Source organism: Micromonospora sp. BL4 (assembly GCF_003667505.1).
In the GTDB taxonomy this organism is placed as follows: Bacteria; Actinomycetota; Actinomycetes; order Mycobacteriales; family Micromonosporaceae; genus Micromonospora.
The window spans coordinates 48,594-70,862 of sequence record NZ_RCVJ01000075.1 but is presented as its reverse complement, the minus strand read 5'-3'; the positions used below and the strand labels follow the sequence as shown (position 1 = coordinate 70,862).

Below are 22,269 nucleotides of genomic sequence, written 5' to 3'. Positions count from 1 at the left end.
AGAGACATGAGAAAGGACAGACCGTGAGCGGCAACCAGTATCAGGAGCAGGACCCCCAGGAGCAGTACCGCGGGCCGGACGAGCAGACCGGCGGCCGACAGTCGGCGCCGGGCACCACCCGGGAGATGCCGGACGAGCCGGATCACGGTGAGGACAGCTATCAGGGCACCGGCCGGCTGACCGGCAAGCGGGCGGTCATCACCGGCGGCGACTCGGGCATCGGCCGGGCGGTCGCCATCGCCTTCGCCCGCGAGGGCGCAGACGTGCTCATCGCGTACCTGCCCGAGGAGGAGGACGACGCCCGACAGACCGTGCAGCTGATCGAGAAGGCCGGGCGCAGGGCGGTCGCCGTCGCCGGCGACATCCGCGACGAGGCGCACTGTGAAGAGATCATCTCCCGCGCGGTCAGCGACCTCGGCGGACTGGACATCCTGGTCAACAACGCGGCCTACCAGATGTCCCAGTCCGGCGGCATCACCGACATCACCACCGAGCAGTTCGACCGCGTGCTCAAGACCAACCTGTACGCGATGTTCTGGCTCTCCAAGGCCGCTGTGCCACACATGGAGCCCGGCTCCACGATCATCAACACCGCGTCGATCCAGGGCTACCAGCCCTCCCCCGATCTGCTCGACTACGCCACCACGAAGGCCGGCATCATCGCCTTCACCAAGGGCCTCGGCGAGAACCTGGCGGACAGGGGGATCCGGGTCAACGCGGTCGCCCCGGGCCCGATCTGGACCCCGCTGATCCCGGCCACCATGCCGGAGGAGAAGGTCGAGTCGTTCGGCGAGGACGTTCCGCTCGGCCGTGCCGGGCAGCCGGCCGAGCTGGCCCCGGCGTACGTCTTCTTCGCCTCGCAGGAATCCAGCTACATCACCGGGGAGGTACTCGGCGTCACCGGCGGCAAGCCGCTGGCCTGACCGTCCGCGCAACTCGAAGGGCCGCCCGCGCGTCGCCGCGGGCGGCCCTTCCGCGTCAGCTCGCGTACTGGCACAGGATCACGGTCGCCGTGTCGGTCAACGGCGCGCCGGCCTCGGTCGCCTCGACGAGGCTCCGGTAGGCCGACCCGACGGGGACGTCGTCCCGCTCCATCAGCACGCCGAGCGCCCGTTGGACGAGATCACGGCTGTGCAACGCGCCCGCGAGCCCCGCGAGAAGCTGCTCGCTGCCGGCGTCCATTCGCGGCAGCACCTGGGGCGACCCGGCGTGATAGCACGACTGGACCCGTTGGATCAGAAGCCGCATGTGGGCGGCGTCCCGGGAGTAGAGGTTCAGCCCGGCGACCGGAACGCCGCTACCGGCGAACAGCGGTATGGAGAGCGAGGCCCGCACCCCGTTCCGCCAGGCCACGTCCCGAAAGCCGGGCCAGACCACCGCACCGGCGACATCGGGTACGCCGACCGTCTCGCCGGAATGCAGGGCCAGCAGACAGGGGCCGGCGTCCTCCGCGTACTGGGCCAGGTCGACCGCTACGGCCACCTCGCTGCTGGAGGCGTGGGTGTGGTGCCGCTCGCCGGCGAGCACGGTGATCGAGGCGAAGTCGACCGGGTCCACCACCTCCGCGCTCAGTCGGACGATCGTGCTCAGCTGCGCGGGCAGTGCCGGAGACTCGTCGGGCAGGCCGGCGAGGGCGAGCAGGGCTTCTCTCAGTTCATGGTCCGGCAGGGGCGGGAACAACTCATCTCCTTGATCAGCTGGCCTGGTACTCACGCCCGAGATCTCCGTACTGCCTGGTTGACGAGGGCCTCCGCGACATCGCGGACCTTGCGGTTGGTGTCCTGAGAGATCTTCGACAGCAGCGCGAACGCCTCCTCCGGCGAGCACCGCCGCTCCCCGATGATGATCCCCTTGGCCTGCTCGATCACCGCCCGTTTCCGCATGGCATCCTGCATCTGATCCGCCAGCGTGGCGGCGCTCTCGTACAGGTGCGCGTTGGCCAGCGCCACCGCCGCGTACGCCGCGAAGCGCTCGGCGTTGGCGATCGCCGCCGGATCGAAGGCGTTCGCCGCGCCGCCGTAGACGTTGAGCGCACCCACCACCGACCCCTGGATCGGCAGCCCGATCGACAGCGAACTGCCGACCCCGGCGGTACGCGCCATGGCGGCCCACGCGGGCCATCGTTGCTCGGCCCCCATGTCCGGCACGGAGATGCTGTCACCGCTGGCGGAGGCATCCAGGCACGGACCCCGGTGCTGCTCGTACTGCCACTCGTCCAGTTGACAGGCCAGGTCACCGGTGAACGCGGCGGTCCAGTTGGCCTGACCGCGGACCAGCGTGACCGAAACGTCCCTGGTCCCGGGAACGCTCCGGTTGGCCAGGTCGGCGATCCGACGCAGCATGTCATCGAGGCTGATCTCGTCGAGTCGGATCCGGCCCAGCTCGGCCAGGGCGTCGGCCGGATCCACGGTCGGCTGGGTCATCGCGGAACAGTCCTTGTCAGCCGGTGTGCGCCGGCAGGTCGGGGCCACGAATGGACGGTCGCCCTCGGCAGACGCCCGGCAGCATCTCGCCGAGCGGCCGTCGTGGCTCCTGTCCCTACCCACCGGTTCACGGGTTACACCCTTGGCCCTCGGGTGCGGCGGTGCCGTCCCTGGCGCGAATCCTGGATACCTGACTAAAGTCAGTTAAATGAGATCCGACCTCGTCGCCGCGGTGCGGCGCTTCAACCGGACGGTGACCCAGCGCGTGGGAGCACTCGATGACGAGTACATGGCCTCCGGACGGCCCCTCGCGCAGGCGCGACTGCTGTGGGAGATCGGTCCGGACGGGGCCGAGGTCGCCGCGCTACGGGCGCGGCTCGGTCTGGACTCGGGTTACCTCAGCCGGCTGCTGCGCACCCTGGAAGGCGACGGGCTCGTCACCGTCGGGCCGGCCGAGCGCACCGGTGGCGACGCACGGGTACGGGTGGCCGCGCTCACCGCGGCCGGGCGGGCGGAGTGGGCCGAGCTCGACGGGCGCTCCGACGAGTTCGCCTGGTCGATCCTCGCACCGCTGACCGGGCAACGCCGCGAACAGCTCGTCACGGCGATGGCCGAGGTCGAGCGGCTGCTCGTCGCATCGATGGTGGTCGTCCGGCCCTGCCCGCCCAGCGACCCACGCGCCCGGGCCTGCCTGCGCGCGTACGCCCGGGACATCGGCCGGCGCTTCGACGACGGGTTCGACCCGGCACTGAGCAAGCCGGTCCACGACGAGGAACTCGTCCCGCCCGCCGGCGTGTTCCTGCTGGCCACCCTCAACTCCGAGCCCGTCGGCTGCGGCGCGGTCAAGCTCCATCCCGACGCACCCGCCGAGATCAAGCGCGTCTGGGTGGCGGACACCGTACGCGGGCTCGGCATCGGCCGGCGGATACTGGGCGACCTTGAGCGGTACGCCGCCACCCGAGGCTGGACCACCGTGCGGCTCGACACGAACCGGAGCCTCACCGAGGCGATCGCGATGTACCACTCGGCCGGGTACCGGGAGATCGAGCCGTACAACAGTGAGCACTTCGCCCACCACTGGTTCGAGAAGCAGCTCCCGCCGGCCCCGGGCTGAAAACAGCCGCCACGGCTGCTGCTCGCGTGTCAGGTCAGAGTGGCAACCACGTAGGCGGCGGCCTCCGCGACGAGGGCCTGGTCGTAGTCCGCATCCTTCTCGGCCTTGGCCGACATGATCCCGATGACGAGTGGCGCGGATGTCGGGGGCCACACGACAGCGATGTCGTTCACGGTGCCGTAGCCACCGGTCCCGGTCTTGTCCGCCACGGTCCAGCCCCGCGGCACACCAGCTCGGATCCGCTGCGCACCGACGCTGGTGGCGTTGCGCTCCAGCAGGTCACGAAGGAAGGCCCGCCGGTCCGGAGGCAGGGCCTCCCCCAGCACGATGCGGTGGTAGTCGGTGCTCAACGCACGCGGGGTGGTCGTGTCGCGCGGGTCCCCCGGGGTGCCGCTGGCGACCGCCGGCTCGATCCGATCCATCCGGGTGACCGTGTCGCCGAGGCCACGGACGTACGCCGTCAGCTCGCCCGGCCCGCCGAGGTCGCGGAGCAGGAGATTACCGGCCGTCCCGTCGCTGTAGCGGACCGCCGCGTCGCACAGTTGACGGATGGTCATCCCCCTGGCCACATGCCGCCGGGTGATGACGGCGCTGTCCATGAGGTCGTCTGCGGTGTACCTGACGACGCTGTTCAGATCGGACAGCGAACGACGATGCAGCACCGCTGCGGCAGCGAGCCCCTTGAACGTCGAGCAGAACGGGAACCGCTCGTCCGCGCGATGGGCGATCGTGGCTCCGGTGCCGGTCGCCAGTGCGTACACGCCGAGTCGTGCGTCGAACTTCCGTTCCAACGAGACAGGTGATCGTGACGGACGTTCGCCGGGGCGGTCGCGGGAGAGGTGGGGGCGGAGGACGGCGGGACCGAGGTGGAGGAGGAGGCCGGCGGGGTGTCGCGCTGCGTGCATCCCGCCAACGGCACAACGACCGCCGCCCCCAGGAGAGCACGTCGAGTGATGGTCGGCTGCGCTGCCGTCATGGTTTTCCTCCGCTAGTGAGTCGCCTTAAGCGACACGCGCGGCCGACCACCAACGGTTGCATTCCTTCCCGCGCCCGACGGGCCGAGCACCCGGCTCAGGGCAGGTCACGCCACCGCGGACACCGGAATCACCGGGGTGTCGTTGATGTCCGGCCCGAAGAACATGAACACCACCAGGTCGTCCCGACCCGTGTTCTCGACGAGGTGCGGCGCCGTCGCCACGTCGTGGCTCACGAGGAGTTCGTCCCGGTCGGCCTGCTCGGCCCGGACGTCGTGACCGCAGTAGCGCCCCCGACCGGCCCAGACGAGGATCGAGTAGACGCCGCGCTCGGTCATCGTGTGCCGGGCGCCGGGAGGGACGACGAGTTTCTTTCCGCTGAACTTCGGGGTGTCGTAGAAGATCCACGACTCGTGGCCATCGCCTCGCTCCGCCGAGTCGATCGGCTGCGGCGTCAGGTGGTTGTTCTCGTAGAAGAACGGATCACCATTGAGGTCCCATTCCACGAATCCGAGCGGAAACCGCTCGGCGTCCCGGCGTCGATCGGCGGGCGACACGTCCTTGAAGAGCAGCTCCTTGGAGATGACGCGGCCGGCGTTGAGGGCCTGGAACATGGCGAACACGTCCGAGTCCTCCTGAAGTTCCACGGTCAGCGCCGTTCCCGGCGCGTGCAGCACCCCCGACCGCACCTGGAACCCTTCGTCGGGCACCTGCAACTCGGCGCGCGCATGCCGCAGGATCAGGTCGCTGTTCCAGTCGACGAGGTACGGGAGCAGGACCTCGTAGGCGGCGTCGCGGACGATCCACGGGTGCACGCCGAAGAACGTCTCCGGGTGCGGCCCTGTGTCGACCCCGGCCGGGAAGTAGTAGGCCTCGTCCTTCGAGCGGCGCCCGACCAGTTCCGCGAAGCGTTGCGGCGGATGCACGTGGTACGGGATGCGGGCGCCGTAGTCGAGAAGCTTCGCCAGGCGACCGAGGCCCTGCGGGTGGGTCGCCGCGTACGCCTCGCCCATGATCGCGGCGGGGTCGGCCCGGACGGCGTCGCGCAGGGTCAGCCGCCGTCGCCCCGCGCCGTCGACGACGTGGCTGAGCCCTTCGTCGGGTGGACCGATCCGGTTGTCGGCCCTGGTGGTCGATCCGAGCCACCGTTCGCAGACGAAGCCTCGCTCGCCGAGGTCGTACGCGTCCTCCGCGAGGCCGAGTCGTCGCCCGGGCGGCACCAGGTCCCGCGCGACGAACGCCGGTGCGAGGCGCAGCACTCCCCCGCCCTCGTTCAGCAGCTCCTCCACGAGCGGTCTCAGCGAGGCGACTCCCCCGACGGTCATCCCTTGAGCCCGCTCATGGAGATGCCCTGGATGAATCGGCGCTGGAACACCAGGAAGGTGATGACCATGGGAAGCGTGGCGACGACCGAGCCGGCCATCAACAGGTTCCACGACGTCCGGTTCTTCACGACGAAGAGCGCCAGACCGAGCGGTGCCGTGTACTTGTCGGAGCTGGAGATGACGATGAGCGGCCAGAGGAAGTCTTCCCAGGCGTAGGTGAAGGTGAAGATCGCGGTGGCGGCGAGAGCGGGACCGGACAGCGGCAGGACCACCCGCCAGAAGACCCGGAACTCTCCGGCGCCGTCAATGCGGGCCGCGTCGAGCAGCTCGTCCGGGATGGACATCATGTACTGGCGGAGCAGGAAGATGCCGAACGCGCTGACGGCCCCGGGCAGGATCAGCCCCCAGTACGAGTCGAGCCACCCGTGTCCGCCGTTGCCGAGCACGTCGTTGCCCCCGAAGAACGGGATGTGCTTGAGCACCAGGTAGTTCGGGATCAGGGTCACCTGCGGCGGCACCATCATGGTGGCCAGGAAGACCAGGAAGATGGCGTCGCGGCCGGGGAACTTGCGCTTGGCGAAGGTGTAGGCGGCCAGGGCGTTGAAGAACAGTTGCAGCACCGTCACCGAGGTGGCGACGAAGGCGCTGTTCAGGAACCAGCGCCAGGCGCCCTCGCTGCCCTGCGCGTCCTCGCCGGCCTCGCCGATGCCGAAGAAGCCCTTGTAGCCGTCGAGCGTCGGATTTTTCGGGATCCACTGCGGGGGCCAGGAGAAGATGTCGCCGACGTGTTGGAACGAGGCGCTCACCAACCAGGCGAACGGCGCGACGAAGAGGATCGCGCCCGGCACGAGGATGGCGTAGCAGAAGGTCAGCCACAGCCGCCGTTTGACGACCGGACGGCGGGGCGGGGTCGACGCCCGCGGCGGAGCGGCGGGCGGGTCCTTCACGGTAGCCGTCACAGGTCCGCCTTTCTGTAGAGCCTGAGCTGGAGTGCCGTGAAGGCCAGCAGGAGGACGAACAGCCCGTAGGCGAGGGTGCTCGCGTACCCCATCTCGTAGAACTTGAAGGCGGCCTCGTAGATGTAATAGACCATCGTCGTCGTCCGGTTGACCGGGCCGCCGCTGGTCATGATGTAGATCTGCGTGAAGACCTGGAATGAGCCGATGATGCCCATGACCATGAGAAACAGGGTCGAGGGCGACAGCATGGGGAGCGTCACGTACCGGAACCGGGCCCACGGTCCCGCACCGTCGATCCGCGCCGACTCGTAGAGCTGGTCCGGGATGCCCTGCAACGCCGCGAGGTAGACCACCATCGAGAATCCGACGCTGGCCCAGACGCTCATCAGCACCACGGCGGGCATCGCCAGGTTCTTGTTCGACAGCCACACGAGTGGCTCGCTGATGAGGTGGGTCTTGAGGAGGTAGAAGTTGATGGGCCCGAAGTCACCGTTGTAGAGCCACTTCCAGACGATGGCCGACACGACGAACGGCGTGATGGTCGGCAGGAAGTAGAGCGTCCGGAACAGGCCCCGGCCGCGGATCGGCTGGTTGAGCAGGAGGGCGACGGCGAGCCCGATGGCCATGCCCAGTGGGACGGACGCGCCGGTGAAGTACGCGGTGTTGATGATCGACCGCCGGAAGTCCTCGTCCTGGACCATGTCCCGGTAGTTCTGCGGGCCGACGAACGGCGTCTCGGGCTCGAGGATGTTCCATTCCCGGAACGTGAGGTAGAACGCGAACAGCAGTGCGAACACGGTGAACACCGAGAAGACGATCAGGCCGGGCGCGAGGAAGCCGTACGCCGACCGCTCACGCCAGATCAGCCGCGACGTTCGCCGCAGGCCCCGTCGGCCGGATCCGTGGCCACTCTTCCCGCGCCCGCGTCGCCCGGTCCCGCCGTCCCCGTCCGAAGACGGGGACCGCGGGTTTGCCAGCGCAGTCATGCCGTCACCACCGCCGTGACCTGTCGTACGCCCGCGCCCGGCCGACACCTCACCTGATGACCTTCTCGGCTTCGGCCGCGGCCGCGTCGAGCGCCTGGGCGGCCGACTGCTCGCCGTAGATCGCCTTGGCCAACTGCTCGTTGAGGCCTTCCTCGATCTTCGGCCAGTTGGGGTCGGCGACGACGTTGCTGACCCCGCACTTCATGGCGGCGGCGAAGCCTTCCAGCACCGGCTTGGTCTTCACCAGGTCCGGTGAGTCGAGCAGGCTGCTGATCGGTGGGAGGGTCGTGCCGTCCTTGGACTTGTACGTCCAGAAGGCGACGTTGTCCGGCTCGGACAGGAACTCGATGAACTTCCAGGCGGCGTCGGACTTCTTGCTCTGGCTGAAGATGACGAGCGCGTCACCGGCGATCGTCGTGCCGCACCCCGCCGAGCCCTGGGGCAGCGGGGCGGTGGCCCACTTGCCGTTGATGGCGGGGAACTCGTCGGTGAGCGTCCCGGCGAACCACGATCCCGCGACGTACATGCCGACCTGACCGTTGGCGAACGCCTGCCGGCCGTCGTACGAGTTGGAGTTGAGGTAGTCCTTGGGCGCGTACTTCGCCAGGTTCACGTAGAACTCGGCGGCCTTCTTGGCTTCGGCGTTGTTGAACAGGACCTCTTTGCCGTCCTCGGAGAGCAGGTGCCCGCCGCTCTGCCAGAGCCACGGGTACCAGTAGTAGGCGGCCTCGGGCGAGCTGGTGAACATGGCGTGCCCGTAGGTCCGCTTCGCCGGGTCGGTCAACGCCTTCGCCGCCGCCTCGTACTGCTCCCAGGTGGTGGGCGGGCTGGTCAGGCCGGCCGCGGCGAACATGTCGGTCCGGTAGTACAACGCCGTCGACTCGCCGTCGAAGGGCAGCCCGTACATGCTCTTCTCGAAGGTCGTGAAGGTCTTGAACGCGGGCACGTACGCGTCGGCCTTCACGATGTCGCTGCGGCTGATGTAGTTGTCGAGGTTGACCAGGGCCTTGCGGGAGGCGAAGTTGGCCACCGTGCTGGCGTCCATGTAGGCGACATCCGGCGGGTTGCCGCCGGCGATCTGCGCGGTCAGCTTCTCGTTCGCCTCTTCGGCCGGCACGTTCTGCGCCTCGATCTTGATGTTGGGATGTTCGGCCTCGAATTTGTGGATGAGCTGCTTCATCTCCGGAATCTCGGCGACCCAGGAGGCGAACGAGATGGTCACCGGCGCCGTGGGCTCGGGAACCGGGCCCTCTCCGGCGCCTTGGTCGGTTGACGAGGACCCACCGGTCGAGCAGGCCGTCAGGGCCAGCGCGGCGGCCGTAGCCGCCGCGACGATCAGGGAACCACGGGACGCGCGATACTTCATCGGATCACTCCCAATGTCGTTGCCGGCCAGTGACGTGCGGATCACACTTCGGATGCCCTGTGCAAAACGTTTGGCATGCTGCGGCTAGGGTCTTCCGCCCGCACCAGCCTTGTCAAGGGATCGCGGGTAACGAACGCAACGAAGCCGTCATCAGTTGTTCTTCTGCGACGGCGACGTGACGGTGCCGTCGCCGACGGTGCGTCCCGCGGAGGGCGGCTGACCGAACCGGCGACGGTAGGCGCGCCCGAAGTGCGAGGGGCTGTTGAAGCCGGCCGCGTGACAGATCTCGGTGACACCCAACGTGGTCGACGCCAACAGCGACCGGGCGAACCGCAACCGCCGGTTCTGCACGTACGTCTGGAAGGACGTGCCGACCAGCCGGCTGAACCGTTCGCTCAGGTAGTTGGGCGACAGGTGCACGTGCGCCGCCACCTCGGCCAGCGTCAGCGGCTCGCGGAAGTGCCGCTCGACGTACTGGACGGCGCGCCGGATGTCGACGGCGGCGTCCGTCGGCGCCGGCATCTCCGGCTCACCGTCGGCGGCGGGGGTCGCGCAGCGTCGGGCGAGTTCGATCAGGATGCATCCGAGCACGGCGTCGGCCAGCGCCGCCGCTCCGGGACGACGGCCGTCGGACTCCCGCCACAGCCGGTCGAAGTCGGGCCCGAATTCGGCGGCGTCGTCCGCCAGCCAGGGTGGCCCCTGCACGGCGGCCGGGTGTGGCCCCACCGAGTCCAGCCACCGCTCGACGACGCGCGGCTCGATGACGACGTTGTAGCAGGTCAGTGGCACGGCGGAGGTTAGGCGCAGCTCGTGGAAGTCGGTGGGCGTCAGCAGGAAGACGCCCCCGGGGCCGAGCGGGCGGGGCACGCCGTTGATCACGTGCCGCGCGGCCCCATCGACGACGTACCCGAGCTCGTAGTAGTCGTGCCAGTGGGCCGGCACGTCGCGCAGGAGCGGGCGCATCACCCGGACGCCGGCGTCGCCCTCGACCAGTCCGTCGATCATGTATCGATCGAGGAGTCGGGTCATCGCGCCTCCCGGGATGCATCGTGGCTCGCGAAAACGTTTTGCTACCGTACGAAGTCGGATCGCAGTGGTCAACGGCGCGAGAGGGCGATGTCGATGTCCGACAAGCAGCCGGCGGCATCGGCGCCCGACGAGACGCGGGTGACGCTGGTGCAGGTGGCGAAGCTCGCCGGGGTGAGCCCGACCACCGTCTCGCACGTGCTGTCCGGTAAGCGCTGGGTCGCCGAGGGCACCCAGGAGACCGTCCGCGACGTGATCCGGCAACTCGGCTACCGACCCAACAACGTGGCGCGGAGCCTGCGGACCCGACGGTCGCGGATGGTCGCCGTCGTCGTACCCGACATCACCAACACGTTCTACGCCGTGCTCACCCGCGGGCTCGCCGACGCGGTCGACGGCGCCGGATACGGCACGTACGTCTGCAACACCGACGGCAACGCGGAACGGGAGGACGCCTTCCTCGCCGACGTGCTCGACCGCGGGGTGGACGGGGTGGTGATGGCCGCCGGAAGGGTCGGGGCGCAGGTACGGATGGGCCCTGCGGGGTCGGGTGTTCCCGCCGTCTGTGTGGGCGGCGCCGTCGACGACGACCCGCTCATCGACCTGGTGATGCCGGACGACACCGTGGGCTCGCACGCCGCCGTCACGCACCTGATCCGGCGGGGCGCCCGCCGCATCGCGATCATCGAGGGTCCACTGCCGTCCGGGTCGGCGCGCGAGGAGGGCTACCGGCAGGCGCTCCTGGAGAATGGGATGTCGATCGATCCCGACCTCATGGTGCGCGGCGACTGGACGCGGCCAGGTGGCCGCAGAGCGATGCATCTGCTGATGGCGGTGCCCGAGCGTCGCCCCGACGCGGTGTTCTGTGCCAACGACCTCACCGCGATCGGCGCCATCGACGCCGTGCACGAGCTGCACCTTGCCGTGCCCGACGACGTCGCCATCGTCGGGTTCGACGACGTCGACGCCGCCACCATCGTCAACCCGCCGCTCACGACGGTCCGCAACCCCGCGTACGACATCGGCCTGACGGCCGGCGAACTCCTGCTCAGCCGGATGGACGGCACGTACGACGGCGAGGGCCGAAAGGCCGTCCTGCCCTGCCCGCTGATCGTCCGCCAGTCCGCCTGAGGGCGGGTCCGACAGCTTCCGCCGTAACGCCGCTCGGACGCCCGCCGACCGCTCCGGCCGCCCTCGTCAGTCGAACACCACCGTCGCCTTGACGAAGCCGGCGGGCTTGTCGCGCGCGGCCCGGAATGCGGCACCGATGTCGTCCGGCGGGAACCGGTGTGTCACCAGCTCGCGCATGGACAGCACGCCCGAGGCGAGCAGACGCATCCCGACGGTCACGCCACGCATGATGGTGTCGATGTCCCGGTAGTGCGCGTTGATGATGCCGAACGCCATCCAGTTCCAGTGCCCCAGGTTGATGGCGCGCGGTGCACCCTGATGGAACCCGACGAGCACGATCGTGCCGCTCATTCGCGTCACGTCACCGACGGCGTCGAGCGCCGCCTGCCCGCCCGTGCACTCGAACGTCACATCCGCGCCCCGCCCCCCGGTCAGCTGACCGACCACTTCGGCGAGCGACTCGGTGCGCACGTCGACCACCCGGGTGGCGCCGAGCGCGGTCGCCCGTTCCAGCGCGTCGGGCCGGGTGTCGGCGACGATGAGATGTCGCACCCCGCGCAGTCGCACCAGCTTCTGCACCAGGTTGCCCATGAACCCCGCGCCGATCAGCACCACGTCGTCACCGAGCCGGACGTCGGCCTCCTCCACCGCGTTGACCGCGCACGCGAGCGGCTCGGCCAGCGCCTCGTCGAGCGGGACCTCACCGGCCGGCCGGCAGTGGGCGGCCTTCGCTGCGACGTACTCGGCGAAGCCGTGGGACGTCACCCAGACGCCGACCGGATCGCCCACGGCGAACGACTGCACCTCGGCGCCGACCGCGGCGACCGTCCCGCTCACCTCGTGGCCGAGGTGGCGGGGATAGTCGGCGGTCTGGTCGCCGCTCCACGCCGCCAGCTCGGACGTGCAGACCCCGCAGGCCCGTACCCGCACCAGAACCTCGTCGGGCCGGATCTCGGGCGGCGGCACCTCGGCGATCTCGAACCGCTCCGGACCGGTCAGTACCGCGATCCTCATTCCGCCCCACCTTCGAAGACCACGACGGCGTACGGGCCGAGCGCGTCCAGCGTGACCGCGTGGATGCCCCCGTCGACGCGCACGTCGAGCCGCGTCACCTTGCCGTCGCAGGAGTACGCCGTGCCCGCCGCCAGTCGCTCGGACAGCCGGACGCGCAGGTCGAGCCCGCTGAGCGGGCGTACCGCGTCCTCGTCCGGCCGGTAGTCGTAGTTGACGAGGTGGACGGCGACCGAGCCGTCCGCCAGCCGGGCGGTGTTGGCGGCAACGGCGGCCGTGCCGGCGGTGGCGGCGAGCTCGATCTGAGGGCCGTGCGGCAGCAGGGTCGACAGGTCGGCCGGGTCCGACGTGCTCATGCCCGGGGCGCTGGTCAGCTCGGCCCGCTCGTCCTCGGCGAGGTTGTCGCCGAGACCCCCGGTCCGCACGAGCCGCCCGCCGCCGTCGAGGTAGCCGCGCAGGGCCGCGACCTGGGCCGCCGTCAGGTACGTACAGGCTGGCAGGAGCACGGTGTCGTAGCGTCGCAGGCTCTCCGCCGTGATCCGGTCCGGGGCCGTCCGGGCGTCGGGGAAGATGACGACGTCGAAGGGCACCGCGGCCGCGGCAAGCGCCTCGGTGACCTGCCGGTAGGGCACCCGCACGCTCTCGTCGCGCGCGTTACGCAGGTTGTCGCCGATGTCCTGCCGGGCGATGAGGGCCCGGTTGCTCTCGACGCTGTAGACGACCGCGACCTCGTTGCGGCTGTCCCGGTCGAACAGCCGCTCGTTGTCGGCGAGGAACCCCTGTACCTCGGCGGCGACGTCGTGCGGCGCGTAGAAGGCGTCCTGGATCGTGGCGCCCATCCAGGCGCCGTACGGCACCGCCATGTTGACGCCGAACGCCGCCGCCTCGTAGCACGACAGCCGCAGCAGATCGTGCCCCTTGCCGGCGCGGAGCAGGTCGACCAGCTCGGGCACCACCCCGCCGTACGGGTTCTCCACGACGATGACGTCCTTGTCACCGGCGAACCCCGCGACGTAGCGGTACCACTCCGGCTGCCGGTAGGTGGTGTTGCGCATCTCCGTGACGATGACGTCGACGTCGTCGGCCAGGCCCAGATACTGCGGGTCCATGTTGAAGAAGTTGCCCGACACGAGGACCTCGCGGCCCTGGGAGCGGGCGTAGTCGCGGGCGTGGGTGGCCAGCTCGCCGAAGTGCCGCCGGATCGCCTCGCACTGGAACCGGTAGTACTCCGGGTAGAGCGGTGTGGAGTCGAGCCGCCCCGTGAAGTCGTACCCCTGTCGGAGCAGCCACGTGCCGTAGTGGAACGTGTCCAGGTCGACGTCGGCCAACAGCGGGCTGCGCTCGTTCTCCGGCAGGGCCTTCAGGTAGGCCGCGAAGCCCTTCACGCAGTCCTTGCAGAAGCAGCCGCCGTACTGGAGGGAACCCAGTGGCAGCTCCGTCTCGTCGAGCTGCACACCGTCCACACCCGCGTCGATCTGAATCCGGATGACCGCCTTGAGATACTCGCGCCACACCGGGTTGTTGCGGTCCATGTAGTAGCACTGGTGCTCGCGGTCCGGGCACTCGACCCAGCGCGCGTGCAGCGCCGTCTGATGGATGTCGCGGGCGCAGCACTCCTCGATCAGGTCGGTGACCGGCTCGCCGTCGCTGTTGACCAGTCCGCCGGGAAAGTAGCTCTCGAACGGCTTCCACAGTTTCGGGTAGCGGTTCTGGGTGAACTCCCGCAGCCCGAGCCAGCCGCGATGACCTGCGCCCCGAAGCTCGTTGAGCGCCAGGATCTCGTCCTCCTCGGCGGTGAACTCGGCGGGGAACTCCCAGCCCTGTGCCTCGAAGACGATGCCGAAGACCTTGATGCCGCGCTGCTGGGCGGCGGCGATGAACTCGCTGTCGTTGACGAAGCCGTAGAAGCGCGACCGGGCGTCGACGGGACCGAAAGCCTCCTGCTCGAGGTAGGGCAGCGAGATCGAGCCGCCGCCCAGGGACGCCCAGACCAGCGTGGTCGCCCGGTAGTCGACGAGGTCATCGATCATTCGCAGCCGCCGTGGCGGAAGACTCGGGTGGTAGCAGTGCTGCCGGGGGAACCAGGCGTCGAAGTAGACACCACGTTGCATCCGTTGGGCTCCTTCTCCTCACGCGACGATCAGTCGGCCGAGGGTGCGCTCGGCGATCACCAGGCCCTGCCGCACCTTCTCCGGTGAGCCCGACCAGACCGGGTCCTCGTGCTCCACGGAGACGAATCCGTCGTAACCGCCCTCGTAGAGCACGTCGAGCAGCCGGCGCCAGTCCACGTCGCCGAGCCCCGGGACCCGGTAGCGCCACCAGCCGCTGACCCAGGGCGACTCCCGCCCGATCAGCTGGCCGAACACCCCGAACCGGTCGCGGGCGCGCGGGTCGACCTGCGCGTCCTTGGCCTGCACGTGCCGGACCAGGTCCAGGTTCTCCTTCAGCGCCGTCACCGGGTCGATGCCGAGCCAGATCAGGTGCGAGGGGTCGAAGTTGAGGTGGAATCCGAGCCCGGCGAGCCACCGCCACAGCTCTGGGGAGTAGGCGAGGTTGGTTGGGTAGCCGTCGGGGTGCCAGCCCTCCATCGGGCAGTTCTCGACCACGAGCCGCACCCCGCGGTCCCCTGCGTAGGCGACGAGGGGCGGCAGGACCTCCTCGGCGAGCCGTAGGTTCTCGGTCACCGAGAGCGTGATGTCCCGGCCGATGAAGGTGCCCACGTACGGGCAACCGAGCAGCGCGGCCGCGTCGACGCAGCGCCGCAGGTGCCGGTGGATGCCGTCCCGGGTCTGCGGGTCGGCGTGCAGGTTGTTCTCGTAGTAGGCCACCGCCGAGATGGCCAGACCGTGCGAGGAGACAAGCTTCCGTACCCGCGTCGCGGCTGCCGCGTCGAAGCCATCGACGTCGAGATGCGAGGCCTCCCACGGCCGTCCGGGGTCGCTGGGCCAGGCCGCCACCTCGAGCCCCTGGTAGCCGTGGGCGGCCGCCCACCCGGCGATGGTGTCGAGCGACTCGCCGGGCAGGCAGGCCGTCAGGAGCCCGAGCTTCATCGCGGATCCGGCTGATAGGTGTTTCCGGCGCTGTCGCGGCCACGGGCGAGCCAGATCTGCCACCCGTCGTTGGCCGGAACGGGGAGCACCTTCACCGATGCCGGGAAGTACCGCATGGTGTAGCCGGTGCGGCGCAGGTCGCTGGTGTTCGACTCCGCCCCGTGGATGATCCGCCCGTCGTGCAGCGAGCACTGGCCGCGTTCGAGCTCGAAGTAGACCGCCCTGCTCTCGTCGACGTCGGGAATCTCGGCGTGGAAGGTCTGCGTCGTCTTGTCCGTGGGGACGTACTCGGAGAAGCCGTTGTCGTGGGTGCCCGGGATGACCCGCATACAGCCGTTGGTGCGGTTGCTCGGGCCGAGCGCGAGCCAGACCGTGACGATCCGGTCGTACTCGCTGAGCCGGCCGTTCCAGTAGGCGCTGTCCTCGTGCCAGGGCGTGGCCCGGCCCACCTTCGGGTCCTTGGAAATGAAGTGACTGGTCCACAGCGCGATGTCCGGCCCGACCAGTGGTTCGACCAGATCGAGCACCTCGTCGGAGAGCAGGAAGTCCATCAACCGCGGGTCGCGGAAGTGCGGGGTGTCCAGCTCGTCGGAGAGCTTGTCACCCTTGTCGGCGAGGTGTTCGTTGAAGATCTGCTCCAGGGTGTCGAGCCGCTCCGGGGAGAAGAGCTGGTCCCGATTGAGGTAGTAGCCGTTCGTCCGGTAGAAGTCGACCGCCTGTTGGTCCAGCACCGGTGCACCTCCTGTTGGTTGGTCGCCTGACGTGGCGACATCGTCGGGCTCGACGCTAGTTGCGCCCCGGCCGGGCGGGCGGCACCTGTCTCCGGCGTGAGTCGACCTATCTTCGGCTCTGCCTCAGGTCCGGACATCGGCGTTCGTGGCCAGCACGCGGATCAGCTCGGCGAACAGGTCGAGATCCTCGAGAAAGTCCTCCGGATCCGTCTTCGGCCGGCGGCCCTGGGTGACCATCTCGTGGAAGTACTCCAGCTCGTGGGTGTACGGATCCTTGAGGTGCGGGCGGGAGACGATGCGGTGCAGACTGTCGCCGCGGGTCTCCTCGGTCACCAGCGTGGTCGGCAGATGGCGGATGTACGGGGTGTCGTACTGCAACCGCATGGTGGCGTGCTCCCCGTACACCTCGATGTGCGCGTCGAAGCGCAGTTGCTCGTCGACGCCGGTCTCGTAGGTGACCAGGAAGTCGTCGTACTCGAGCAGTGCCGTGATGAACCGGCCGTCGCGCCACTGCCGCGCGGCGACCACGCCACGCGGCCGACCGAGCAGTTCCCGCATCGCGGACAGGTCGTGGCTACCCAGCCCGCAGAGCAACCGGTACGCGCCGGCGAGCACGTCCGGCACGTCGCCCAGCGCGTCCGTGACCAATGCCCGCCCCTTGGCCCAGCGCGCCTCGACCGCGGACCGGGGTACGTCGGAGGGCCGGTCCACGAAGACCGTCTGGTCGATCATCAGCTGGTTGCGGCCGATGATGTCGTGGACCCGCGCGTAGTTCAGCCGGCCCAGGGCGCCGATCTGCTGGCTCGCCTCGATGAACGCGGGCGCGAAGCGCCGCATGTAGCCGACCATGACCGTCGCACCCGACCGGTCCCGGGCCTCGATGATGGCCTGCGCCTCGCGGGGGCTGAGGCACATTGGCTTCTCCACCAGCACGTGGATGCCGCGGTCGAGGGCGGCGATGACCGCCTCGGCGTGGTACTCGTCGCTGTTGAGCACCAGTACGCAGTCGAGCCCGTTCTCGTCGAGCATCTCGATGTGGTCCGCGTAGCGGCGCGCGACGCCGTAGCCGCCCCCGACGCGCTCGAGCAGGCCGGGGGAAATGTCGCAGACGGCGGTCACCTCGTAGAGATCGGGGAGTGACCGCAGAACGGGGAGGTGCACGACCTGCGCGACCTCGCCCAGTCCGATGATGCCCATGGAAAGCCGGCTCAAGGCGGAACCCCTTCCGATGCAAAACGTTTGGCAACGGGTCGCCGGCAGCCTAACCGCCCCGAATCAAGCGGGGCAACCATGTCTTGTCCGGGACGGCCGTGCGCCGTAGGCTGCTCACCAGCGACTTGGCAAAACGTTTTGCAACTTCGTGGTACGTCCATCGAAGGAGGCGGCACCATAAGTGACGTCCACCCCTTGTCCCGCCGATCCCTGCTTCTCGGCGCCGCCGGTGCCGCTGGCCTGGCCACCGCCGGCGCGCTGGGCGGCCCCGCTGCGGCAGCCGCGGCACCCGCCGGCACCGGGCCGCTCGCTGCGGCCGGAGGGCAACGCCCACCACTGTGGAGACTGGCCAGACAGAACGGCCTCGCCTTCGGCACCTCGGTGGCAACCTGGCAGCTGACCGACACCGCCTACCAACATCTGGTCAGCCGGGAAGCCGCCCTGCTCTTCACCGAGGACGACCTGCTCTGGTACCGGCTCAAGCCGACGCCGGACGCCGAACTCGACTTCACCTACGCCGACCAGATCATCGCGTACGCCGAGGCACAGCGGATGGCCGTCTTCGGCGCCCACCTCGTCTGGGACGAGGGCTTCGGCGAAGGATGGACCGAGGACGACCTGTGGGGCCTGAGCGAGCAGGAGGCACGCGACCTGCTCCTCGGCACGGCCGAGGCCGTCGTCCGCCGCTACCGTGGCCGGGTCGGCGCCTGGAGCGTGGCCAATGAGGTCACCAGCCCCGAAGGCCGGCGCGGCTACCGCACCGACGTGCCGTGGTGGGAGACGATCGGCAAGTCCTACGTGGCCGACGCCTTCCATGTCGCGCACGCCGCCGATCCGTCGGCCGTGCTCGTGTTGAACGAGTTCGGCTTCGAGACCGTCAACGAGTACGGCGACGAGCCGGAACCACGCCGCCGCGCCACTCTCCAGGTCATCGACGACCTGCTCCGCGACGGCGTACCGGTGCATGCCCTTGGTGTGCAGGCGCACCTGCTCGCCGACCGGTTCGCGGACCGGTTCCGGGCCAGGGCCTACCTCAACTGGTTCTCCGAGGTCGCGGACCGTGGCCTGGACATCCTCATCACGGAACTCGACGTGCTCGACGACGGCCTGCCGGCGGACATCGCCACCCGCGACGCCGCCGTCGCCGACGTGTACCGGCGCTACCTCGACGTCGCGCTCTCGCACCGGTCCGTCAAGGCGGTGATGGCGTTCGGCCTGACCGACCGCTACACCTGGCTCGAAGAGGACTACCCCCGCGAGGACGGCGCACCGCGCCGGCCACTCGCCTTCGACGACGAGCTGGCGCCGAAGCCCGCCTACCGGGCGATCGCCAACGAGCTGAGCAACGCGCCGCGACGCTCCCCGCTGCGGAACCTGCTGCCGTGACGACCGATCGCCGCGCGCTGGTCGTCCGGGGCGGCTGGGAGGGGCACCAGCCGATCGAGACGACCGACCGGTTCGTGCCCTTCCTCCGCGACAACGGCTTCGCCGTCGAGGTGAGCGACGATCTCGCCGACTACGCGGACGCCGACCGGATGGCACGGACCGACCTGGTCGTGCAGTGCTGGACCATGGGCACCGCCACCGAGGAGCAGATCGCGGGGCTCGTGGCGGCCGTACGGGCCGGCACCGGGTTCGCCGGCTGGCACGGCGGGATCGTCGACTCGTTCCGCGCATCGACGCCGTACCTCCAGATGACCGGGGGCCAGTTCGCGGAGCACCCCGGCGGCTTCGTCGAGCACGAGATCGAGGTGGTGCCCGAACGGGCCGACCATCCGATCGTCGCCGGCATCCAGCGGCGGTGGAGTCAGGTCACCGAGCAGTACTGGATGCTGACCGACGCGGGAAACGACGTGCTGGCCACGACCCGCTTCCGCGCGACGCCCGAGACGCCGTGGCGCCAGGACGTGGTGTCCCCGGCGGTCTGGACCCGGCAGTGGGGCCTCGGCCGTGTCTTCGTCTCGACGATCGGGCACCGGCCCGAGGATCTCGACCACCAGGAGGTGCGGACGCTGACCGAGCGCGGGCTGTTGTGGGCCAGCCGGTAGCCGACGCCGGGAGTCACGGGCACTGACGCCAGGATCGGCGCCCGGCGTGGTCGGGTCAGTCCTGTGCACCGGTGGACGAGAACGCCTCCACGACCGCGAAGTAGTGATCGAGGAACGCCTGCTCTCGCACGTCGAGTGCGACCTCGTGCGGCGCCGGCACCCGGCCTTCCGTCCGGGCGCCGGAGCCGGCCTCCGGGCCGGGCTCGACGTCGTCGGCGGGCCGCCAGGTCGTGATGCCCGCCGCCGGCCCGCCCTCGCACCTGACGGCCACCTCGCCGGCGGCGAAGGAGCAGAGCGCGGGGTCGAAGAGCGTCGCCGCCGCCAGCGGGTCGTGGAACGTGACCTCTGGGCGATCAGCGAACCAGGACGCGGCCATGTCGGCGACCGGGCGCAGCAGCGGGATGTCACCGCACCGCCGGAGAAACTCGTCGGCCTTCATCTGGACCCGGGTCGTGACGTCGAGGCCGATCGAGCGGTGGACCGGTACCGCCGCGGCATAGACGCGGGCCGCCGCGTACGGATCACAGTGGATGTTCCATTCCGGGCCGGAGCCTTCGGCGAACGACCCGCCCATCATGACCAGCGACCGTAACAACGACGGAATCTGCGGGTCGACGGCGAACAGCAGCGCGACGTTCGTCAGCGGGCCGATCGCCAGCAGCGTCACCTGACCGGGGTGCGCGCGGATCGTCCGCCGCAGGAACTCCACCGCCTCGCCGGCGGGGAAGGAATCCTTGTGAGCCCATCGTGCGAGCGCGGCGGCCTGCGGGGGTGGACCCTGGACCGGTGGGCTGGCCAATGGCGCCGGCGCCCCCGGAAAGATCGGCACGCGGCGGCCCGCCGTCTGGCAGAGCACGCTGGCGAGGGCGGCCCGCTGTTCCGGCTCGGCGGTGACCGTCGTGATGCCGAGCAGATCACAGTGGGGCTGCGCCAGCAGATAGGCGAGGCACACCGCGTCGTCGATGTCGTTGCCGATGTCGGTGTCCAGCAGGACGAGATGGCGATTATCCATGGGGAACCCATTATCCAAGCAGGCACGCCGAACGCCAGAGGACATCGTCTCCCGGCCGGCTGCGGCCACCCGGGAGCTCCGGGGCCTCGGCGCGCTCAGACCCCGGAAGGCCGGGCGGCTCGCTCGACCCCGGAAGGCCGGGCGGCCCGCTCGACCATGGCCTGGGCCACCTCGCGGACCTTGCGGTTGGAGTCCTGCGACACCTTCGACAGGATTGCGAACGCCTGCTCGGGAGTGCAGCGGCGCTCGGCCATGATGATGCCCTTGGCCTGCTCGATGACCGCTCGGCTCGCCATCGCCTCCTGCATCTGCCGGGCGAGGGTGGTGGTGCTGTCGTAGAGCTGCGCGTTGGCCAGGGCCACAGCGGCGTAGGCGCCGAACGTGTTGAGGATCGAGACCGACTCGTCGTCGAAGGCGTGCGGCGTACGCGCATAGACGTTCAGCGCTCCGACGACCGCCTCCTGGATCGGCAGGCCGATCGACACGGAACTTCCCACTCCGGCCTTGCGGCCGCGGTCGGCCCAGTCCGGCCAGCGGTCCTCGGCGGCGAGGTCCGGCACCGTGACGACGGTGCCGCTGAGCGAGGCCTCCAGGCAGGGGCCACGACCCTGCGCGTACTGCCGCTCGTCGAGGTCTCGGGCCAGGTCATCGGTATAGGCGGCGGTGTGCGCGGTCTCGCCGCGCACCAGCGTGACCGACACCTCCACCGGGATGGGCAGGGCTCGTCTGGCGAGATTGGCGACGCGCTGAAGGACGCCGTCGAGACTGTTGTCCTGGAGTTTGATGCGGCCGAGTTCGGCGAAGGCGTCTGCGGGGTCGATGGAGGGTCGGGCCATGGCGCCACATCCTCACGAGCGGCGCGCGGCCGCGGGCCGAAGCCGGGTGAACGCGCGGATGGCAGCCCACGGTGGCGGGCCGCTGCACGGAGCCGCGAGGGCGGAACCGGGACCCACGCCGCTTCTTCGACGCCGGCTCGCCGCACCAATTTGGGGGATGCGGGCTACAGGACTACCAATCTACTCTTCCCGGCTGTTGAACGCCTCTGCGCGATGGGCGTGACATCCCGCCGCCGTCCGGAGCGGCGTGGCGAGTGAGCCGGGCGTGCGGGTCGTGATCAGCGTCGCAGGCAGTCCCCCACTCGCACTGCCCAGGTGCTGACGACCAGCACTGCGGGTAGGGTGGTCAACGGGTCAAGACATGCGCCCAAGGTCGCCGCCGCCAACGCGGGGCTGACCGCAACTGACCGATGCACCATCGGGAGGCGCGTTGTCGACCTTCAAGCACCCCGTCCGCCATCAGATCCGGCCCGCCGAGCCGATCATGACGCTGTCCCTGGACACCGAGGGACCGCTGATAGTGATCACCGTCAGCGGTGAAATCGACATGAGCAACGCGCACCTCATCACCGACCTGGCTGAACACGGGATCGGTCGGCGGCCCGCGCGACTCGTGCTCGATTTGTCCGGCGTGACCTTCTTCAGCGCCCATGGCATCAGCGCCCTGCTGCGCGTACAGAGCACCGCGGCCCACGCCCAGGTTGAGCTGATCCTGCGCGATGCGGCCCCCTGCGTCATCGCCATCCTGACGGCGACCGGCACACTGACGAGTCTCTGTCCGGGCCGCGGCCACCGCCATGGCGAGCAGACAGCGCGGCCCGTCGCCCAACTGGCCCCCCGGGTGTCCGCGCTGTCCAGTGTCTGACGGACACGGCGCCGGCTGAGGCGCCCTTCGCCGTGGCCCGGCCGTCCGGGATGTGCACCGCGACCGACCGGGTTCGCGCCGCAGCCCGTCAGCGACGTCTCCACGGTCCTGCGGCGGCCGACAATGACCAACCGGTGCCGCCCACCGCTCGCTCATCTGCTCGCCGCCGCCGGCGAACGTCTCTGCGTACGCCGGCCGCC

The 22,269-nt window shown here is 69.8% G+C and carries 21 protein-coding genes; 6 read left to right on the top strand and 15 right to left on the bottom strand.

The features are described 5' to 3' along the window. The first annotated feature begins 23 nt into the window (after nt 1-23). A complete protein-coding gene (locus tag EAD89_RS06035; protein WP_121675024.1) occupies nt 24-923 on the top strand; it encodes an SDR family oxidoreductase in 900 nt (299 codons plus the stop codon). Nucleotides 924-978: 55 nt separating this feature from the next. Here EAD89_RS06035 and EAD89_RS06030 read toward each other — a convergent pair whose 3' ends face one another. After that, on the bottom strand, nt 979-1,680 hold the full coding sequence (locus EAD89_RS06030; protein WP_121675023.1) for a GAF and ANTAR domain-containing protein: 702 nt from the start codon (nt 1,678-1,680) through the stop codon (nt 979-981). A gap of 29 nt (nt 1,681-1,709) precedes the next feature. Continuing rightward, the gene (locus EAD89_RS06025; protein WP_121657064.1) at nt 1,710-2,423 is read right to left on the bottom strand and encodes a GAF and ANTAR domain-containing protein; all 714 of its coding nucleotides are present in this window, start codon (nt 2,421-2,423) and stop codon (nt 1,710-1,712) included. A 208-nt stretch (nt 2,424-2,631) separates the two neighbouring features. Here EAD89_RS06025 and EAD89_RS06020 point away from each other — a divergent pair, with 208 nt between their 5' ends. Then, complete coding sequence (locus EAD89_RS06020) at nt 2,632-3,537, top strand: helix-turn-helix domain-containing GNAT family N-acetyltransferase (protein ID WP_121675022.1); 906 nt, start codon at nt 2,632-2,634, stop codon at nt 3,535-3,537. A gap of 29 nt (nt 3,538-3,566) precedes the next feature. On the opposite strand, the gene bla is transcribed toward EAD89_RS06020, so the two are convergent. The 6 genes from bla to EAD89_RS05990 form a co-directional block, all read right to left on the bottom strand. Further along, nucleotides 3,567-4,328 carry a class A beta-lactamase gene (bla, locus tag EAD89_RS06015; RefSeq protein WP_233578228.1) on the bottom strand — a complete coding sequence of 254 codons (762 nt, stop codon included), beginning with the start codon at nt 4,326-4,328 and terminating at the stop codon, nt 3,567-3,569. A gap of 290 nt (nt 4,329-4,618) precedes the next feature. Continuing rightward, entirely contained in the window at nt 4,619-5,836 is a 1,218-nt protein-coding gene (locus EAD89_RS06010; protein ID WP_147458764.1) for a hypothetical protein, read from the bottom strand. Further along, nucleotides 5,833-6,795 (bottom strand): carbohydrate ABC transporter permease, encoded by a 963-nt coding sequence (locus EAD89_RS06005; RefSeq protein WP_121675020.1) that lies wholly within the window; start codon nt 6,793-6,795, stop codon nt 5,833-5,835. Before EAD89_RS06005 ends, EAD89_RS06010 begins: the two co-directional genes overlap by 4 nt. After that, a complete protein-coding gene (locus EAD89_RS06000) occupies nt 6,792-7,601 on the bottom strand; it encodes a carbohydrate ABC transporter permease (protein ID WP_158610717.1) in 810 nt (269 codons plus the stop codon). Before EAD89_RS06000 ends, EAD89_RS06005 begins: the two co-directional genes overlap by 4 nt. Before the next feature lie 229 nt (nt 7,602-7,830). Continuing rightward, nucleotides 7,831-9,147, bottom strand: a complete 1,317-nt coding sequence (locus EAD89_RS05995; RefSeq protein ID WP_121675018.1) for a sugar ABC transporter substrate-binding protein — start codon at nt 9,145-9,147, stop codon at nt 7,831-7,833. Nucleotides 9,148-9,297: 150 nt separating this feature from the next. Further along, nucleotides 9,298-10,176, bottom strand: a complete 879-nt coding sequence (locus tag EAD89_RS05990; protein ID WP_121675017.1) for an AraC family transcriptional regulator — start codon at nt 10,174-10,176, stop codon at nt 9,298-9,300. Between the two features lie 93 nt (nt 10,177-10,269). Between EAD89_RS05990 and EAD89_RS05985 the strand changes: the two genes are divergently transcribed. Beyond that, complete coding sequence (locus EAD89_RS05985; protein ID WP_158609851.1) at nt 10,270-11,304, top strand: LacI family DNA-binding transcriptional regulator; 1,035 nt, start codon at nt 10,270-10,272, stop codon at nt 11,302-11,304. A gap of 66 nt (nt 11,305-11,370) precedes the next feature. Here the strand turns inward: EAD89_RS05985 and EAD89_RS05980 are convergent, their stop codons facing one another. The 5 genes from EAD89_RS05980 to EAD89_RS05960 form a co-directional block, all read right to left on the bottom strand. Further along, nucleotides 11,371-12,318: a zinc-binding dehydrogenase gene (locus tag EAD89_RS05980; RefSeq protein WP_121675016.1), complete on the bottom strand. Its 948-nt coding sequence runs from the start codon at nt 12,316-12,318 to the stop codon at nt 11,371-11,373. Continuing rightward, nucleotides 12,315-14,426: a hypothetical protein gene (locus EAD89_RS05975; protein ID WP_121675015.1), complete on the bottom strand. Its 2,112-nt coding sequence runs from the start codon at nt 14,424-14,426 to the stop codon at nt 12,315-12,317. The genes EAD89_RS05980 and EAD89_RS05975 overlap by 4 nt, the downstream gene beginning before the upstream one ends. An 18-nt stretch (nt 14,427-14,444) precedes the next feature. Next, nucleotides 14,445-15,365, bottom strand: coding sequence for a sugar phosphate isomerase/epimerase (locus EAD89_RS05970; protein WP_121657053.1), 921 nt, complete (start codon nt 15,363-15,365; stop codon nt 14,445-14,447). Continuing rightward, entirely contained in the window at nt 15,362-16,096 is a 735-nt protein-coding gene (locus tag EAD89_RS05965) for a phytanoyl-CoA dioxygenase family protein (RefSeq protein WP_121675014.1), read from the bottom strand. The genes EAD89_RS05970 and EAD89_RS05965 overlap by 4 nt, the downstream gene beginning before the upstream one ends. A 123-nt stretch (nt 16,097-16,219) precedes the next feature. Beyond that, nucleotides 16,220-17,293 carry a Gfo/Idh/MocA family protein gene (locus EAD89_RS05960; protein ID WP_121675013.1) on the bottom strand — a complete coding sequence of 358 codons (1,074 nt, stop codon included), beginning with the start codon at nt 17,291-17,293 and terminating at the stop codon, nt 16,220-16,222. Nucleotides 17,294-17,503: 210 nt separating this feature from the next. Here EAD89_RS05960 and EAD89_RS05955 point away from each other — a divergent pair, with 210 nt between their 5' ends. Then, nucleotides 17,504-18,694 carry an endo-1,4-beta-xylanase gene (locus EAD89_RS05955; RefSeq protein WP_121675012.1) on the top strand — a complete coding sequence of 397 codons (1,191 nt, stop codon included), beginning with the start codon at nt 17,504-17,506 and terminating at the stop codon, nt 18,692-18,694. Then, complete coding sequence (locus EAD89_RS05950; RefSeq protein WP_121657049.1) at nt 18,691-19,356, top strand: ThuA domain-containing protein; 666 nt, start codon at nt 18,691-18,693, stop codon at nt 19,354-19,356. The genes EAD89_RS05955 and EAD89_RS05950 overlap by 4 nt, the downstream gene beginning before the upstream one ends. A 55-nt stretch (nt 19,357-19,411) precedes the next feature. Here EAD89_RS05950 and EAD89_RS05945 read toward each other — a convergent pair whose 3' ends face one another. Further along, the gene (locus tag EAD89_RS05945; protein ID WP_121675011.1) at nt 19,412-20,368 is read right to left on the bottom strand and encodes a nucleoside hydrolase; all 957 of its coding nucleotides are present in this window, start codon (nt 20,366-20,368) and stop codon (nt 19,412-19,414) included. Nucleotides 20,369-20,463: 95 nt separating this feature from the next. Continuing rightward, nucleotides 20,464-21,204: a GAF and ANTAR domain-containing protein gene (locus EAD89_RS05940; protein ID WP_121675010.1), complete on the bottom strand. Its 741-nt coding sequence runs from the start codon at nt 21,202-21,204 to the stop codon at nt 20,464-20,466. A gap of 430 nt (nt 21,205-21,634) precedes the next feature. On the opposite strand from EAD89_RS05940, the gene EAD89_RS05935 reads away from it, so the two are divergent. After that, the gene (locus tag EAD89_RS05935) at nt 21,635-22,069 is read left to right on the top strand and encodes an STAS domain-containing protein (RefSeq protein WP_121657046.1); all 435 of its coding nucleotides are present in this window, start codon (nt 21,635-21,637) and stop codon (nt 22,067-22,069) included. Nucleotides 22,070-22,269 lie beyond the last annotated feature (200 nt).

What these genes read in the sequence shown, in the direction of transcription:
- EAD89_RS06025 (WP_121657064.1), bottom strand. Translation starts at nt 2,423, where the DNA reads ATGACCCAGCCGACCGTGGATCCGGCCGACGCCCTGGCCGAGCTGGGC.
- EAD89_RS06020 (WP_121675022.1), top strand. Translation starts at nt 2,632, where the DNA reads ATGAGATCCGACCTCGTCGCCGCGGTGCGGCGCTTCAACCGGACGGTG.
- EAD89_RS06010 (WP_147458764.1), bottom strand. Translation starts at nt 5,836, where the DNA reads ATGACCGTCGGGGGAGTCGCCTCGCTGAGACCGCTCGTGGAGGAGCTG.
- EAD89_RS05995 (WP_121675018.1), bottom strand. Translation starts at nt 9,147, where the DNA reads ATGAAGTATCGCGCGTCCCGTGGTTCCCTGATCGTCGCGGCGGCTACG.
- EAD89_RS05990 (WP_121675017.1), bottom strand. Translation starts at nt 10,176, where the DNA reads ATGACCCGACTCCTCGATCGATACATGATCGACGGACTGGTCGAGGGC.
- EAD89_RS05985 (WP_158609851.1), top strand. Translation starts at nt 10,270, where the DNA reads ATGTCCGACAAGCAGCCGGCGGCATCGGCGCCCGACGAGACGCGGGTG.
- EAD89_RS05980 (WP_121675016.1), bottom strand. Translation starts at nt 12,318, where the DNA reads ATGAGGATCGCGGTACTGACCGGTCCGGAGCGGTTCGAGATCGCCGAG.
- EAD89_RS05975 (WP_121675015.1), bottom strand. Translation starts at nt 14,426, where the DNA reads ATGCAACGTGGTGTCTACTTCGACGCCTGGTTCCCCCGGCAGCACTGC.
- EAD89_RS05970 (WP_121657053.1), bottom strand. Translation starts at nt 15,365, where the DNA reads ATGAAGCTCGGGCTCCTGACGGCCTGCCTGCCCGGCGAGTCGCTCGAC.
- EAD89_RS05960 (WP_121675013.1), bottom strand. Translation starts at nt 17,293, where the DNA reads ATGGGCATCATCGGACTGGGCGAGGTCGCGCAGGTCGTGCACCTCCCC.
- EAD89_RS05945 (WP_121675011.1), bottom strand. Translation starts at nt 20,368, where the DNA reads ATGGATAATCGCCATCTCGTCCTGCTGGACACCGACATCGGCAACGAC.
- EAD89_RS05940 (WP_121675010.1), bottom strand. Translation starts at nt 21,204, where the DNA reads ATGGCCCGACCCTCCATCGACCCCGCAGACGCCTTCGCCGAACTCGGC.